This is a genomic window from Leisingera sp. M658 (assembly GCF_025144145.1).
Taxonomy (GTDB): Bacteria; Pseudomonadota; Alphaproteobacteria; order Rhodobacterales; family Rhodobacteraceae; genus Leisingera.
On sequence record NZ_CP083546.1, the window covers coordinates 3281640 to 3298728 of the forward strand.

Annotated in this window: 8 protein-coding genes, 1 tRNA gene and 3 pseudogenes; 5 read left to right on the forward strand and 7 right to left on the reverse strand. The window is 61.8% G+C overall.

Translation table 11 applies throughout. The annotated features are described in order from the left end of the window. Position 1 precedes the first annotated feature (1 nt). On the forward strand, positions 2 to 7615 hold the full coding sequence (locus tag K3724_RS16120) for a hypothetical protein (RefSeq protein ID WP_259987166.1): 7614 nt from the start codon (positions 2 to 4) through the stop codon (positions 7613 to 7615). Between the two features lie 97 nt (positions 7616 to 7712). After that, complete coding sequence (locus K3724_RS16125; RefSeq protein ID WP_259987168.1) at positions 7713 to 8672, forward strand: IS481 family transposase; 960 nt, start codon at positions 7713 to 7715, stop codon at positions 8670 to 8672. Positions 8673 to 9056: 384 nt separating this feature from the next. Here K3724_RS16125 and K3724_RS16130 read toward each other — a convergent pair. Continuing rightward, positions 9057 to 9146, reverse strand: a tRNA-Ser gene (locus K3724_RS16130). A 151-nt stretch (positions 9147 to 9297) separates the two neighbouring features. On the opposite strand from K3724_RS16130, the gene K3724_RS16135 reads away from it, so the two are divergent. After that, a complete protein-coding gene (locus K3724_RS16135) occupies positions 9298 to 9495 on the forward strand; it encodes a hypothetical protein (protein ID WP_259992726.1) in 198 nt (65 codons plus the stop codon). Between the two features lie 11 nt (positions 9496 to 9506). On the opposite strand, the pseudogene K3724_RS16140 reads toward K3724_RS16135, so the two are convergent. From K3724_RS16140 to rlmF, 3 genes and pseudogenes are all read right to left on the reverse strand, one after another. Next, positions 9507 to 9733, reverse strand: a pseudogene (locus tag K3724_RS16140) (transposase); the annotation flags it as partial. Positions 9734 to 9836: 103 nt separating this feature from the next. Further along, positions 9837 to 10972 (reverse strand): annotated as a pseudogene (locus K3724_RS16145) (IS5 family transposase). A 200-nt stretch (positions 10973 to 11172) separates the two neighbouring features. After that, positions 11173 to 12099 carry a 23S rRNA (adenine(1618)-N(6))-methyltransferase RlmF gene (gene rlmF, locus K3724_RS16150; RefSeq protein WP_259987170.1) on the reverse strand — a complete coding sequence of 309 codons (927 nt, stop codon included), beginning with the start codon at positions 12097 to 12099 and terminating at the stop codon, positions 11173 to 11175. A 458-nt stretch (positions 12100 to 12557) separates the two neighbouring features. Between rlmF and rsgA the strand changes: the two genes are divergently transcribed. After that, positions 12558 to 13583: a ribosome small subunit-dependent GTPase A gene (gene rsgA / locus K3724_RS16155; RefSeq protein WP_259987189.1), complete on the forward strand. Its 1026-nt coding sequence runs from the start codon at positions 12558 to 12560 to the stop codon at positions 13581 to 13583. Positions 13584 to 13833: 250 nt separating this feature from the next. Further along, positions 13834 to 14376 carry a YaeQ family protein gene (locus K3724_RS16160; RefSeq protein WP_259987201.1) on the forward strand — a complete coding sequence of 181 codons (543 nt, stop codon included), beginning with the start codon at positions 13834 to 13836 and terminating at the stop codon, positions 14374 to 14376. Between the two features lie 184 nt (positions 14377 to 14560). Here K3724_RS16160 and K3724_RS16165 read toward each other — a convergent pair. The 3 genes and pseudogenes from K3724_RS16165 to pth all read right to left on the reverse strand — a co-directional run. Continuing rightward, positions 14561 to 14962, reverse strand: a pseudogene (locus tag K3724_RS16165) (integrase core domain-containing protein); the annotation flags it as partial. Positions 14963 to 15443: 481 nt separating this feature from the next. After that, positions 15444 to 16364, reverse strand: coding sequence for a nucleoside hydrolase (locus K3724_RS16170; protein WP_259987203.1), 921 nt, complete (start codon positions 16362 to 16364; stop codon positions 15444 to 15446). 16 nt (positions 16365 to 16380) lie between these two features. Next, the gene (gene pth / locus K3724_RS16175) at positions 16381 to 17058 is read right to left on the reverse strand and encodes an aminoacyl-tRNA hydrolase (RefSeq protein ID WP_259987212.1); all 678 of its coding nucleotides are present in this window, start codon (positions 17056 to 17058) and stop codon (positions 16381 to 16383) included. Positions 17059 to 17089 lie beyond the last annotated feature (31 nt).

A 17089-nucleotide genomic window follows, 5' to 3' on the forward strand; every position in this document is an offset into this window, starting at 1 on the left:
CATGTCAGAGCTGAAAACCTTCCTTGCACAAACCGCCCCGCAGGCCACGCCCCTGGGCACCCTGACCCTGACCCTGGGCGACGCCCTGCCTTTCTGCCTGCTGACCTTGCGCAGTTTTCACCCCGAAGGGGACGAAGGCGGTGACCTGTCGATCACCCGCCGCACCTTTGGCGCGCGTGCGACGATGCTCAGCGGCGAGGATGTCCTCTATGGCGACGAAACGGGCGAAACCCGCGCACGGCTGCCGACCCTGCTGCGGATCGCGGCGCGGGCTCGCGATTTTGGCGCGAATGAAAACCGCGCGCGCCTGGCGCTGTGGTCGCCCGCGGGCACGGATCCGATCGAGGGCGCACTGATCCAGGGCGACGCGGCGCAGGACATCCTGGCGGTGCCCGAAGCCTTTGAAGACCTGCGCGGCGATCACAGCATCCACCTGCCGGCCCTGCGCCTCAGCGACGGGGCGGCCGCCCTGGTGCTGGACCTGGGCGACGGTACGAACGAGCTGGCCCATTTCCTGGGGTTTGACCCGGCCCACGAAACGCTGTTCGGCCATGTTGCCATCACGTTGGACAAGACCACCAAACCGGGTCGGCTGTTCTGGCCGGTCACTGTAGTGGCGCAGGGCATCGAATTTCCCGCCACCCTGCCCGATCCGACCATCGGCATGTCTGCGACCAAAGAAACCGCCCGCCTGAACGCCTGCCTGCGGCTCGAGGTTGACGACGACCGGGGCGCCTATCGGCTGCGCCTGATCGGCCCGGGGGCGACCGGTGAACTGGCCCCGCCGCGCGAGCGATTGCAGCAGGTCGTGACCAGCCTGATCAATGCCGAGGCCCCGCAACGCTATCGCATTGACCTGGGCGGAGACACGCCGCCGTTGCTGTGGCCGCTGACCCATGCGAAGGGGCAGCTTGCCCTGTCCCAGGTCCCCGGCGCGACCCCCCATGTTCTGGCCGAAATCGACCCTGACCGCATCGACCTGCGCCTGGTCACCAGCGCGGCAGGGGTTGGCGAAGGCAGCGCCCTGGCGCAGGTCGCATTGTCGCGGGTGGAGATGCATTCCTCGGATAATGATTTCAAACTGATCGCCCACGCCGGGCAACCGGTTCAGAAGCCGACCTATGACCTGACCTATCGCAAGAACGGCTCAGTCTGGAGCGGCAGTTTCACCGGCACGTTCGGGCGCAAACCCGTCGCGCTGCCGCTGGATCAGCTGCGCGACCGCCTGACCACCCGCTATCGGGATGCGGGCCTGTTGGATGCCGAAAACGAAACCGCGCCGTATGCCTTCTTTGCCCTGCGCGATGGCTGGTTCCAGCACCCGTTGCCCGCGCCGGATGCTGCCCCCGAGGTGCCCGGGCTGGAGGGGGCGAAGGGCGCCCCCGAGGCCGAAGATCGCGCCCGCAGCGCCCTGTCCGGGCGCATCCTGTTTTCCGCCTCAGACCCTGGGGGCGGAGCGGACAGCGGTTTGCCCCGCGCGTTGGAGTTGACCTCGGCCGAAGGGCTGATGGTCACCACCACCTGGCGCGGCAATGAAGACGGCATGCGCCGGCTCCGGAAATTCGTGATCAACCCCATTGGGGAAATCGGCTCGATCTACGGGTTTCTCTATGTCGCCGATACCAGTCCCACCGCCTTCGAGGCCGTGCCGGATTGGACCCTGGGCCCGGCCACGGTGCGCGAGGTTGCGCTGGGGTTCGACAGTTCTGACCGTGACGGGGCAAGCTTCCGGTGGACGGCCGAACAGGAGGGCACGGACACTTGGGACCTGGCCTTTGATCTTGGCCCCTCGGCACAGGTGGGCGATGCGGAAACGGCGCCCCCTGCCCTGGGCTGGGTGACCATGCAGGATGCGCCGTTCATCACCAACTACCCGATGAGCCGCAGTGCCCGTTCCGCATCAACGCCCTCGCGCAGTCGTGGGCTGTTTCCACGCGCCTTGTCGGGCCGGGTGCATCTTCGGTTCCAAATGGACCAGGGTGGCTCGGTTGAAAACGACCTGCCGGTTCTGAAGGGGCCAGAGGCGGTGACCGCGCCGGGCGCGCCGTTCGGGCCTGCCCCGGTGGACCCTCTGCGCGACCGGTTCGTGCAGAGCGCCATATTGCCGACGCTGCACGGGATCGAGTTCAAACCCGACCCGGACAGCGCGGATTGGCAGTTCACCGCCGCCCTGCGCTTTGACTATCCCGTCCTGGACGAGCTGTTTGCCTGGTCTGACCTGCCGCCGGTCGAACCGGACGGTGCCCTGGCCCCTCGGCCTGGGCCGGAAGCCGAACCGGCAGACAAGCCCGCCCCGATCGTCACCGCGCTGCACCCCGAACGGCTGGTCGCGCTCTGGCGCGACGCGGAACAGCGCATGCAGCTGACTTGGACACAGGATGCCGTCATCACCAACACGCTTTCGGTCAACGCCGGGCCGGTCGACATCCGGCTGGACACGCTCGCCTATCCCTATCGGTTCAGGGAAGAGGCCGCGGTGCAGGTCGATGCGCAAACGCTGTTTGGCGACCTGTTGCTGAACGGGCGCGAGGGGCTGGCCGCCGCCGCCGTCGGCCTGGGGGGCGCCGTGGGGCCCAAGGATGTCGGGGTCGAGCTGCAGGACACCACCGAGTCTGGCAGCGCAAAAGTCCATGTAACGGGCTATGGCATCGACCAATACCCGGCCCACCCGATGGATACGGATGACACGGACGCCGCCGAACACCTCGCAGACGCCCGCGGTGCGGCCCTGCGCACCATAGCCACGCGCGATGGCACGTTGCGCGCTACGCGGACCTATGCCCGGAACGCCCGCACCGATAAAATCGAAAACCGGCCGGTGCTGCTGGCCACGTTGCCCCAGCCGCATGGGGCGGACATGTCCATCGGCCGGGCATCGGCAGAGGTTCAGCTCTATTTGCGCGACCTGCCGATCGACCCCGAGGATCTGAGCTTTCTCGGCATCATCAATGCCGGGGATGATCAAGGCGCCGCTGGTCCGCAAGGCAACCCGATCGAGGGCACCCGCGGCAATACGGGGCAGGCGCTTGATCGAGGTAACTTCTTGTTTTCGCTTTACGAATGGCGCTTTTTCCAAGCGCGTGACCGGTCGGATGAGGCGGAGATCCTGGGCGAGTATGATATCCCCGTCGGCCCGTTCCGCTTCCGCCCGCTGCGCCTGATCGACGCCGAACTGGCCGAACAGGGCGGCGCGGACAAACCGCTCGGCCTGGCCAGCGCCCGCATCCTGGGCAGCTTGTCCTTCCGCGCGGACGGGCAACAGGGCCACGATGATTTCGCCTTCGGGGTCGACCGCATCTATGACCGCGATGACCTGTTTGTTTTCAGCATGGGTGACACGCCCATGTGGCAGAGCGCCAAGATCGCCAGCGGCGCGGCGCCGAACACCCTCACCTGGTCGGATCGCGCGCCCACCCTGACCTTCACCCGCAGCCTGCCGGTCGTTGCGGACAGGAAAGCGGGCTGGTTCACAAGCGTGGACGCGGATGGAAACGACCAGCCGGTCGATGTGACCATCGAGCTTGGGTTCGACATCTATGACCATGGCATGGAGCCCGAAACCGCCACCCTGCGGGCCCGTCTTTTTGGGGCGCAGCGCACGATCACCGGCGGCAAGGTCGCGCTGAGCTCGGATGACGGCGGCACCTTGGATATCACCTTTGAGCCGGACTTTCCCTGCACCCCTCCCCTGCCCGACAGCCTGAAAGATGTCACGATCCGCGCCCGGTGTTCGGCGCAGGGTGACACCCAGGATCTGTCCATCGACGGCACGGTCGAGCTGCGGTCCCAAAGCGGCTCGGGACCGGTGGTCTTCGCGCTTGGCAAAACGGCGACACGCTGGCTCGACCTTGACCTCGGACACCTGGAAACGCCGCCAAACATCGACCACCAATCCGGCGTTCTGACCTGCAAGGTCCAGCAAGAGATCGCCGGGGGCACCGCCCCGCTCTTTGGCTTGCCGATCGGCGCAAAGGGGGCCAAGATGGCCGATCTGGAAATCTCGTTTGCCGAGGTGCTGGACAGCTCGGACAAGGTCGCGGGGCGCGTCCTGCATTTCCTAGCCGATCTCAGCCTGGGCAATGGCGACAGCTTCCGACTGAACCACGAGATCTTGCGCGGGGCCGGCGATGCCGACCTGAACGCAGCTCGCCTGACCTGGCAATCTGAACAACAGCCCTCGCCCATCCACTGGCTCACCCTGAAGGGGCTAGAGCTGGAGGGCAGCCCCAGCCTGATGGACATCGCGGGCGGCGCGCTTGCCCCGCCCGCGGATACGGCCAACAGCCCCTCGGGCGTGCCCGGCCGCCTGCTGACCCTGACAAATCAGGGCGATTCAATCACACACAGCTTTCAGTTCCGCCTGTCCGACTTCCATATCGACCTTAACCGGTTGCAACGGGACGGTGACGGCAAGCTGTCCCCTGCAGACGGCCCGCTGCGCGGGTTGGCACAGGTCCGGCACAGGCTGGTTGACGGTCGCTGGTCCCGCAGCTGGCTCAGCTGCGATCACATCGCCCTGACCACCGCCGCGGCAATGACCGCCGAGGCGCGCCAGGTGCTGTCCTTCGTGCCCCGCCATTCGCACCAGTTCCGCAAGGAAAAAACCTCGCCAGCGCTGCGGTATCGGGGCAAGCCCGAACATAATGGCAGTGATCACCTGGCCGAAGGCATGGCGCGGTTAGAGAATGCGAACCTGTCGGGCTGGCATGACGCGGGCATGGTTGAACACCTCTGGACCAAGATTGATCAGAACCAGGTCTTTGTCCTGGCCGTGGCCCCCCTGTGGATGCCCCTGGACGCCGGTCACAAGGCGTTTCAGATCAACCTGCCCTGGGCCTATGGGCTGCCCAAGGACGTGGTCTTGCAGACACCGCCCCAGGACAGTCCGGATATCTACCGCATTCCAACCATGGAAAGCTGGGCGGCCCATGCCATGGCCTCCACCCGGCGCGCCGCCCCGGTTGGGCTGAGCACACATATGCGCGAAGACGAGATGCTGGCCGCCCTCGCAGACAGCCGCACCGACCGGCCCAAGCTGCGCGACATGCTACCCACCTCGCCCGGGTTCTTCGAATCCTGGGTGAAAGGTGCGGCGGCCGATATCGACAGCGCCGATCTGCACCGGCGCGCGCCTTATTTCCTGCGTGCGATGCTGGCGCTGGCTGCCTATCGGCAGGCGAATGGGGCACAGGTAGATGTGATGACGCTGGTTCCGGATATGAACTGGAACGACAAGGCCTATCAGGCCCCCACCCGTGCCGCCACGCGGGCCCGGCTGGCCCGTTTGCGCGACAGGGCCGTGCCCACGGCCCCGGGCGACCCCAGCCGTGTGCCGGTCGATCTGGTGATCCTCGGTCGGCATGGCGCGCGGATGGTGGCGCGTTATCGCCAGGCGCTGGTCACCGATCAGGATTGGGGCCGCCCGGCCGAGCTGTTCGACGCGGCGCATCGCCTGATGGAGGGCGCGCGCTTTGCGCTGATGCGCCATGGTCCCCAGGGCCGGGTTGTCGGGCGCAGCGTCAGCCCCCCAACCGATCCGCTGGCCCGCTCGGGTGTGGCCCTGACACCGCGTGACGCGGATATCGTGGCCTCGCCCGCGCTGGGATGGCCGATGGAACCCACCCAGGGCCACACCGCCCATGCCCCCGGTTTCGAAGCCGAACTGGCCCTGCAATCACCGCAGGCGGGCTTTTCCGGGCGCGGTCAGCGCACGCTCTGGCCCGCCACGGCCGAACACCCGCCCCGTCAGAGCGGCGACATTCAGTCGCTGGGGCTGCGGTTTTCGGATCAGGTCGTGTTTGATCGCGGCAGCGCGCCTTTCCCCCATGACGGGCCTGCCGCGCGGCATCTGGTTGCCGCCAATGCGCGCCGCCGTGTGCCGCTGCCGGTGGTGGCCAAGGACGGGTCGGCGCCGCCATGGGCGCCGATCATGCCGCCGGTGGTCGACCGCCTGTTGATCGGGCGCCGCGCGGGCGTTCTGGACATCACCACAGTCTCGGCCACGCTGGTCACCCAGGCGCCCGGCCCGGCCCTGGACGCGGGCTGGCCCGGCATGGGACAACCGGCCACGTCGGGGCCGGTGATCGGGGCCCAGATGCGCAATCCGCGGGGCATGATCCTGCCGCCCCATCCCAAGGATGACGCCCTGTTCGAACCCGGGCTTTCGACCGCCCAGATCCTGCGCTTCAGCCGCCGCACCTTCGTGTCACGCACGGATCTCGAACGTGGCCGGGGCGACAGCAAGAGCCTGACCCCCTTCCTGTATCAACAGGCCTTCTCGGACGTGCTGCGCCTGGAGGGCCCCGGCGCGCTTGATTGGCGGATGAGCCTGACCGGCAGCGGCGGCACCCTGACCTTGCCCGCGAAAACCCGATGGGAGGGCATGTGCGACCTGTTTCTTGAACTCAAGGCCGTCGACGCCGCGGGGGATGACGCGGCCACCCAGGAAAATATCGCGGGCCTTTTCAAGGCGGTCGATGGGTGGGACCTGAAGCACGCAATCCACGCCAGACTGAATATCGGCGCCCGGAACTGGGATTTTTCGGTGCGCCGCGCCTGGGTGGTCGAATCTGGGGTGCGCATTGAGCTCGAGATGCCTTCGACCCCGAAGATCGAAACGGACCCTTCCCCGCTCGAGTTCGTCAATCAACTGCTGCGGCAGGCCAATCCGGACACGCCGATGTGGATAGATCTGGGGTTCAGAAGGACAGCAGGCGTGGTGCAAACCGAGCAACCGGTCCTGCCCACCGCCGGGTTGGTGCGGTTCCAGGTGCCGGTTTTGTTGGACCCCGAAAGGCCCCGCGAAATTCCGGTCCGGTCCGAAACCCTGTGTTTCGGCGATCCCTCCTATGACCGGGCGCTTGGCAGCCCCACCCTGGCGCGCGATTTTCAGGCGATCCATGCCGATGATACGGTCGAACGGTTGCGCCTCGCGGTCGACCGGCAGCAGGCCAATGCCGACACGCAGCTGCACATCGCCTTCGACCTGATTGATGATGCAACCGGCGGATTTGCCACCAAGGGGAGCGTCAAGGAAGGTGGCAGGATCGAGCTGGGCTTCGAACGCATCCTCTTGCATGCCGACAGCACGGGCGAGGAACCGGCGCAACAGGATCTCCTCCTCTGGCGGGCGGATATCGGGCATCAGGTCAATCAACTGTATCCTCGCATGCCCCACATGCTGCGTCTTGGTGACTTGTATGTGTCCGGTCAACGCGCAATGGGATCGCCGCTGAAACCCGGCGACATCCTGCGGCTGACGGCGCGCTATAACGTCGGGAACACCACCCTCGCCACCGAGACCCTGGACATCCCCATCGTTGCCGGCCCTGTAATTCCCCCTGCCCCGTCGGTCTTTGACTTCATCGAAGAGACCGGCGAGGAGCTCGAGGACAAGGTTGCCAAGGCCGCCCGACTGCGCCTGCACGCCCCCGCGCCTCTGCCCAGCCGGGTCGAATACCCGGCGTTGCTGGTCGATCTGGGTCTGGGGCATGTGCGGCGTGAGGGCCTGTTCGTATGGCACTATGGCGTTCCGAACGGGACGCGGGCGCCGTGGGACAACAGGCCACATCTGCTCAAGACAGACCGTTCGGGCGGCACCCAGCTGCCCCAGTGAGGCCGCCTGCCCTCTTGCTGAGGATTGCTGGGGCGGCTAGGTGTTTGATCCCAGGGTTTGATGGTGCGATCCATTCGATTGAATGGAAGGATGCTTTATGGGACAGATACGTCACGGCTGCGCCACGACAACGCACGCCATCCGAGCAACAATACAGCGATCGCAAGCTTCGAACGCGGAGCTGAGCCGCGAGCTTGGCATCAACGTCAAGACCGTAGCCAAGTGGCGAAAGCGTCAAACGGTCGAGGACAGAAAGACAGGCCCAAAGGAGCCGAACTCGACTGTTCTAAGCAAAGATGAAGAGGCAATGATCGTTGCCTTCCGGCGGCATACTTTGCTGCCGCTTGATGATTGCCTCTATGCTTTGCAGCCCTCTATTCCTCATCTGACACGATCTTCGTTGCACCGCTGCTTGCAGCGGCACGGCATTTCACGCCTGCCGGACATGGATGGGGACAAGCCGAAACGGCAGAAGTTCAAGCGGTATCCAATCGGCTATTTTCATATCGACATCGCCGAACTCCGGACTGCCGAAGGCAAGCTCTTTCTCTTCGTAGCCATTGACCGAACCAGCAAGTTCTCCGTGGCCCAACTGGTAGACAAGGCAAACAGGAAAACCGCCTGGGAGTTTCTGGAGCACCTGCTTGAAGCGGTGCCCCACCGTATCCACACAATCTTGACTGACAACGGTATCCAGTTTGCCGAACAACCCCGGAACCGGAACACCTTCTATTCCCGACCAATGCGGTTCGACATGATTTGCGAGGCCAACGGGATTAAGCACCGTCTCACCAAGCCGAACCATCTTAGGACCAACGGCCAGGTCGAGCGCATGAACCGCACCATCAATGATGCGACCGTCAAGCGTTACCACTACGGCAGCCACGATCAACTCCGCGCCCACTTGGCCGACTTCCTCGATGCCTACAATTACGCGCGTCGCCTGAAGACCCTCAGCGGCCTCACTCCTTACGAATACATCTGCAAAATCTGGACTTCAGAGCCAGACAGATTCATGGTGGACCCGATCCACCAGATGCCGGGACTGAACACCTAGGACTTCCAACCGATCTTGCTCGCGAGGCGTCAGCTGGGCGCCTATCGCCTTCTGCTGAAGGGCTGCGAGCCTCTTGACGTCGGCCTTTTTCATAGTGTGAGCCCCGACCCTGTGCTGGGCGAGGCGGACCCGCTTGATCGGATCGATGTCCATGTACGGATGCCCGTACCATTCGGCTATGTGAAATCTCTCTGCCATGAAATCTGCCCCTCAAACGGTTTTCTCGCAGAAGAAACGGATTCCCATTGAATCTCAAGGCTTCCAAGGCAACTCGCTACAGGGTGGCGGGCTGACCGGATTACCGTTTGGTAACGAAGCCGCTCCCCAAATACCTCTGGCCACCAAGGCGTGGCTACGTGAAATACCAACAATTTCAGAGGCTTGTGGCGGAGACGAAGGGATTCGAACCCTCGAGACCCTTCCGGGCCTACTCCCTTAGCAGGGGAGCGCCTTCGACCACTCGGCCACGTCTCCGCTGACCCGTATATTTGCCAGAGCCTAGAGAAACAAGGCGTTTTTTTAAATTTTTGCCGCGCCAGAAAAACAGGGAGATTTCCCCGATTTTCCGGGAACTTTTACGGAACTGCACGTGATTCGCGTGCAAAATCCGTGCAGCCGTGTTCGCATGATGTTCACGGCAACCGGCCTGAAATTGATTCCCCCTGCTCCAGCCGTAATGAGAGCCGCCAAGGCGAGCGCTGCCATGGAAGAAGCGCTCGCGATCCTCGACACCATGTTGGTGGGCATCGGCGAGCGCGGTGATTTCATCACGCTTCACCTTGGCTCTTTTACCACATGCAAGAACGGATGCTGTTTTCGCTGAGAGGCGGCGTGAGATCTTACGCCGTTGCAGCATAACCGGCCAGGAGCATCCGGATCATCAGTTCCGGATCAACCGACGGCCTGCCGGTCGGACTGTAGAAAGGAGCCAGGTACCGCCGGATGCCAGACAGGTCGACGAACCGATCTATCGCCCGAAGCATGTGATCCTGCGGGACATGATCCTCGATCGAGAACTCATAGAACAGTGCGCCCTGCGCTTCCTGCCGTGGTCCCATCATTGCCACGCACCTCCGCTTGCCTCGCGGAAAGTGAATCAGCACTCAGCACGGCGTTGTTGCAAAACTCCCTCTTGAGGCCTGACTACCCCTTTCCCCTCTGAACTTAGGCGACGCGGACGATCTCGGCGGTGCCGAGTGCATTGAAGCGATTGATGAGGGCGATGCGGATGTGGATTTCAGCGGTTTGGCTACCAGGGTCTCTTGCGGCGATGCGTTCGCCGAATGCCTTCAAGCAGCGCATCTTTGCCTCGACCCGGCTCCGGGCGTGGTATCCTGTCCAGCGTTTCCAGAAGGCCCGGCCGTAGTGCCGGGTGGCGCGCAAGGTTTCGTTTCTGACCTGTGCCGCCGGGCAGTTTTCTTTCCACGGCTGGCCATTCTTGCGGATAGGGATAATCGGGACGGCCCACGCTTGATGATGGCGGAGTGGCAACGGCGCGTGTCATAGGCCCCGTCTGCAGTCACGCTGCCGATCTCTTCGTCCTTCGGACTCTGGTCGCGCAGTTCCGGCAGGACCGGGCTGTCCACTGCCCGGCAGTGGTTTGCGCAGCATAACCACGAGAGGGGCCGTCGCGGCTGGGGGTGAATTCCCTCTCGTCAGATTTGCTTTGCAAATCGCCTGCCGGACAAGGGACAGCACGGATGTCAGACGTGGCAGCATCCATCGCAAGATGCACCTTGCGCCCCTCTCATTGATTGCTCTGCAATCAACTGCCGGGCAGCGATTGGCGTCGCCCCTGAACGCCGTGCTTGCGGGCCTGCCACTCACCATCGCCAAGGAACTTGATCCCGGTGCTGTCCGTTGCCCGGCAGGGCATTGCATAGCAATGTCCCGAGAGGGGACGCAGGTTCAGCGGACCATCGGCGCGGCGATACGGGATCTGGACGGCCAGCGTTCTATGGGCTTACGCGGCCCCACTGGGGCCACGGTCCCATCTCACTCTGCCGGCGGCACAGTGTAGAGAAATCGGGAACGGGCCAGTCCAACCCCGCCAGGTGCAAAAGGCTGGCGACCATCCCGGCGGTCTGCCGGAGTGGCAACTTGAACAGAACCTTGATCGACAGGCAGAACTGGATCGCCGAGTTCGAGAAGACTGGTGGACGCCCCGGTCGCCCTTCATGCGGCGCGAGCCAGGTCATCTCTTTGTCCAACCGGATCAGAAGCGACCCGCGCTTCCTGAGCGCATCGTTGTAGCTGGACCAATTCGTCGTGCGGTAGCGGGCAGGTGCGGGCTTGCTCATCTAACCCGTCTAACCGCATGGATTCGTGATGTGAATCCTTAGCGGTCAGAGTTCTGCAACAATGCCACTCAACACCCAAAACAATCCAAGTTTTTCAACAGAATAGGCACTTAGCGGACATCCACAGTGCCCTGGAATGCTGCGATGCTGCTTCACCGAAGCAGACTTTGTCTGCACACCAGAACTTCGATTGAGGGGTCCTACGTCCGAGCTTTCTTCGCAAAGGAGGAGCGCAGACTTTTCTTCATGTAAGTCCAGGCAACAAAACGACTGGTTTTTTGCCCCTGTGCCATTTCGACGACTTTGCATTCAGCAACCCTGGCTTTCCCAAGAATTCGATTGAGGGGCTGGAGGTTATCTTTTTTCGACACCAACGAAGTAAACCACAGGCACTGGCCGGCGAACTCCATGCTCTGTTCAACCATGCAGGCGAGAAACTTTATCTCCCCACCGGGACACCAAAGTTCAGCGTTTTGGCCACCAAAGTTGAGTTTTGTTGAACGCCCCTTGCCAAGGTTCGCCCACTTGCGCTGGGTACCCTTTTTCGCTTTCTCGATAGACCCATGGAATGGCGGATTGCACATGGTTACGTGAAAAGCATCGTTGGGCTGGATCACACCGTGAAAGATATTCTCAGGTTTTCTTTGTCGCCTAAGCGTAATTGCCAGCTTGTTGAATTCACAGATTTGCCGCGCCGATTTGATTGCGCCTGCGTCGATATCGACGCCCGTGAAGTGCCAGCCGTATTCGCTCTGGCCCGTAAGGGGGTACACCAAGCTTGCACCAGTGCCGATGTCCAATACCTTGATATGGCGCCCACGCGGGACTTCTTGGTTATAGCTGTCAGCAAGCAAGTCCGCGAGATAGTGGATGTAGTCGACACGGCCGGGGATTGGCGGGCATAAATAACCGGCGGGAATATCCCAAAAATCAATATCGTAATGCGCCTTTAGCAACGCCCGATTAAGCATACGGACTGCCTGCACGTTTTGAAAATCAATCGTCGCCTGATCGGCTGGGCTTTGGATCGTGAAGGCCTCAAGCTCAGGTGTCTGCGCCACCAAGAGCTCGAAATCGTAGCCTCGTGAGTGTTGATTGCGGGGGTGTAGCTTCGTCTTGATGGTCATGGGAACGCCTTCATTAAAGTTTGGTAGACGTCACTCGCCAGACGATTTGTTGCTTTTAGCCCCTCATAGACAAATAGTAAAATGTGGAGCGGTGCGGATCCTCCGCTGACGCGACGTCCCGACCGTTCGTTACTTTTGCAGCATCTGAAATGTTGGTCTCGAAGCTGACTTTCTATAAAGCGCAGCATATCGCTGTTCCAATAGGTGAGTCCGCCAACCACAGCCCAATGGAGAAACCCATTCGGTCGGCTTACGCTGCGGTGCGGCTTACGCATTCCTGCCATTCGTGGTCTTGCAGCGTTTGCCAATTACAGTTGATAGGTGTGCGAGGTGTGGCGCTACTCATTTCTGGCAACGTGGAAGCGATCAAGTAAGGATGCCTTGATTGTCGCCAACCGGCTGTAGATCTGGCCGGAACGGGTTGCTGTTCCCTGATACCGTGGCCATGCAAGGTCACCGTGGTACATTCCATTGTTCAATCACCTCTGTCTTTGGCCGATCTCGGCTGGTCTCAGTTCTTTGGCAACCAGCTGGGACCTGACGAAATGGATCTTGCCCGGATGCGCATAGCGGCTGTCCACCGGTCCCGTATGACTGCTGTATCTGCAATGGGCCCAGTGAAGCTGAACCTGCCCGCCCAAACTACTACGGCAGATTTCGCCGTGGGGGACTGGATCTTAGCGGATCCTCCAACTCACATAGTCCTTAGCCGTTTGGAAAGACGTGCCCTATTGCAACGCCGGACCGAGTGTCCCCGGACCCCGCAACTGATCGCCGCAAATGTGGACACGCTCTTCATCGTTACATCCTGCAACGGTGATTTCAATCAAGCCCGGCTGGAACGCTACCTGGCCCTCGCAAATGAGGCGGGCGTAAACCCAGTGATTGTCTTGACGAAAGCCGATCAAGCGGCGGATGCGGAACCGTACCGGCAGCAGGCGGCAGACCTTCAGCGCGGAGTGGCCGTCATTGCGGTGAACGCGAAAACCCGCGATGCGGTGACGGCTTTGGCTCCGTGGTGCGGGTCAGGGCAGACTATTGCTCTGGCCGGATCATCCGGGGTGGGGAAATCAAATCTGCTCAACACTCTTTCTGCCAAGCCACCTGAGGAAGCACAGCTTACTGGCGGCATTCGGGAGGACGATGCTAAGGGGCGCCACACAACCACGTCGCGCTCCCTGCACTCTATCAAGGGCGGCGGCTGGGCAATTGACACGCCGGAAATCCGTACGCTGCATGTCAGCGATGTCCGGGCTGGTCTGGACATGCTGTTCGCGGAGATCACAGAGCTGGCACCCAAGTGCCGCTTTCGGGATTGTACCCACGCACACGAGCCAGGCTGTGAGGTTCAGGCAGCGGTTGCGGTTGACCCAGGTCGACTTGGCCGGTGGTGCAAGCTTGTCGAAGAAAATCCCAACAACACACGCTCTGGATCCAGGGCCCGTGGCTACAAGACCCCAGACGTCCGTGGCAAGCGACGCTGAGTCCATTCCCACTATGCGCGGCCTATGATCCACCGGGACTGACCTCTCCAGCACAGTCGCATTAGCCCGGCTCATTCAACGCTGCCCGCAGCTTACCCAGGCCAGCCATTCGTGCTCAGTTCAACACTGTGATGGCTACTAAGGTCGGCGGCGGGTCGGGAACCTCGCGGAGCGATGCCAGTTGCTTTCCGCTTTCGCAAAGCCATGCTGCGGTCTAAACATCCCTATCTTCGCTAGTCCGGGAAAAATCATGGCGCAAAATGCCACCATCTATAAAGTAGAGCTTTCCGTATCTGATATGGATCGACACTATTACGAGACCCACAAGTTGACCGTCGCCAAGCATCCTTCGGAGACGGATGAACGGTTGATGGTGCGTATTCTCGCTTTTGCGCTGAATGCCCATGAGCAATTGGAACTTACTAAGGGCCTTTCAACGGATGATGAGCCAGATATTTGGCAGAAAAGCTTGAGTGGCGAGCTTGAACTATGGGTAGCGTTAGGGCTTCCAAGCGAGAAGATTGTTCGTCAATCTTGTGGCAAAGCCAAAGAGGTGATTGTCTATAGTTATGGCAGGACCGCTGAGGTGTGGTGGGAAAAGATCAAAAACAGCACCACCCGGTTTGATAACCTTCAGGTTGTTAATTTTTCAGAGACGGATACCCGTGACCTGGGAAATCTTGCAAGTCGGTCGATGAAGCTGCAGGTCAATATTCAGGATGGTGATGTCATGGTCAGTGTTGATGATAGTATCGTCTACGTGACCCAGGCCAAATGGAAGAATGCGGTGTAGGCACGGCAGATTAGGCATCTGCCTTACCTCTGGATGATGCCCTCTTTTATGTGCCATAATCAGCTCCCCCAAGGCGACCGGCCCAATGCCGACCTTGAGCGGGTCTGGCTCTTGCTGCAGTGCGGCTCGTCAAACCGGGCCTTGCTCCACTGATCAGCCCCACTTGAATGGTCCAGTTTGCTTGTTAGTGCATGACTTGCCTTGGGTCCATCTGGACGATGGTTTCCGGCGCCGGTGGGCGATAGCCCAGAGCACTATGTGGGCGTTTGGTGTTGTCGTGTTTCCTCCATTCTTCGATGAGGATTTGCGCCTCGCGCTGGCTGAAGAAGATTTCGCCGTTCAAGAACTCGTCCCTGAACCGTGCGTTGAAGCTCTCGCAATATCCGTTCCCCCATGGAGACCCTGGTTCGATGTATGCGGTCTTCGCGCCAACAGCCTTGATCCAGTTCTGGACGGCCTGAGCAACAAACTCCGGACCGTTGTCTGAACGAATGAACGACGGCACCCCGCGCAGAATGAACAGGCCGCTCAAGACATCGATGACGGTGCCTGAGTTCAGCTTGCGATCCACACGGATGGCAAGACAGAGAACGGAGGGCTGGTTATGAGCATCAACGATCAAACGTCACAGTCAGCAACTGGCAGGTGCGCGCCCTTGAGGGGGCATACGTTGGCCTCGAACACCAATCTGAGGGAACGGCAATCTGAAACCGCAAGGCTGTCGAGCGTTTTGGGTTTTCAGCAGATTCCAGGCAGCTCTGGCCGGTGGCCACACAGAGTACCGAAGCGCGCCTTCAATCGGGCCGAGGGCCTGCATCGATATTGGGAAAACCTCGGCAACGGGCCTGCCGTCCTCCGTCTGCTTGATGATGAACGCCTTCTGCGCGTCCGTGAACTTTGATGCCTTCAGGCGTTTCCGGTTCAGCGGGAAAACAGTCCTCTGGACTGTTTCCTGATCCGCCTCACTCTCCCAGCCGGGGGTTCTCTTCGGGAAACTCCAGCTTCAAACGGTCCAGTTTTCAGGGGGCAGAGCCCAACAGTGGAGTTCCCCCCGGTCCGGTCCCTGCTTAGGGCAACAGCGCCAGGCGCCGCAGAAACAGTGATTTCACCGCATCCGCCTCCACCGTCATGCAGACCTTGACCGGCGCCCGTCCGCTGTCCGGTGCAGCCAGGGTCGCGCCGGAGGTTTCACCCTCGCAGGACACCTCAAGCGGCACGTCGCGCATTGCGAACAGATCCGGGTGAGTACAGGCAATCACCGCCGCCGGGTCGTGCAGCGAACAGCCGTAGAGGCCCGCAACCTCCCTGTAGAACTTGATATAGAAATGCGACATCTGCTGCAGCATGCCGCCCAGTTCCGGAGATTTGGCGGCGATGGCGGTAAAATCCTCCGGCCGGCACAGGATCCGGTGGGTAACATCCAGCCCCACAAAGACCACTTTGGCGCCGCCCTGGCAAACCATGTCCGCAGCATGCGGGTCGTGATAAATATTGGCCTCGGCGTGGGGCGTGATATTGCCGCCCTCTTCCAGCGAGCCGCCCATCACCACGATGGATTTGACGTTCCCGATGAACTCCGGGTCGCGCTGCATTGCCAGCGCAATGTTCGTCAGCGGTCCGATCGGACAGACCACCAGTTCGCCCTTGTGCTCGCGCGCCATGCGGCACAGGAAGCCCGCAGCCTCCTCGTTCAGCGCCCGGCCTCTGGGCTCGGCGGCGGGGATATCGCCAAAGCCCTCCTCGCCATGCACATAGGCCGAGGGTTTGAACGGCGGCAGCACCAGCGGCGTGGCGGCGCCGCCGGCCACCGGCACATCCAGCCCGGCGGCCTCCAGCAGGCGCAGCGCATTGCGGGTGGCGGTGGCGGTCGTGACATTGCCAAAGATCGTGGTCAGACCCAGCAGATCAATATCCGGCGCCGCGGCGGCATAGAAGATCGCCATCGCATCGTCGATGCCCGGATCGGTGTCGATAATCAGTTTCACCATCTGCTTGCCTCCCGGCTTACTTGAACTTGTCCATCAGCTTTTCCATCGCTGAGCGGGTGTCGGGCGCAGGCTCTGCCTTGGCGGGCTGTTTCGCCTCCGCTTTGGGCTTGGTGGTGGAGCTGCGCGGCGGCGCCACGCGCAGGGCCACCGCATTCATGAACTTGCCGCCATCGCCGCGGGCCAGGTCCGCCGCGCCGTCCGAGATGCCGCGCATCACATCGTCCAGCCAGCCCTCATCCGCTTTGGGGAAGTCACGCAGCACATAGCCCGCCACCGCATCCTTGTGGCCCGGATGGCCGATCCCCAGCCGCACCCGCGCATAGTCCGCGCCGATATGGGAATGGATCGAGCGCAGACCGTTGTGTCCGGCATGGCCGCCGCCCTGCTTGATGCGCGCCTTGCCCGGCGCCAGATCCAGCTCGTCATGCAGCACCACCACATCGGCAAGCGTCAGCTTGTAAAACCGCATCGCCTCGCCCACCGACTGGCCGGACAGGTTCATGAAGGTTTGCGGCTTCAAGAGCAGCACCTTTTCGCCACCCAGATTGCCCTCGCAGATCATCGCCTGGAACTTGGCCTTCCAGGGGCTGAACCCGTGATCGCCGGCAATATTGTCCAGCGCCATGAAGCCGATGTTATGGCGGTTGCGCTCGTATTTCGGGCCGGGATTGCCAAGGCCGACAAAGAGTTTCATGGGTTCTGCCCGATCTGCGTTTCAGTAGACC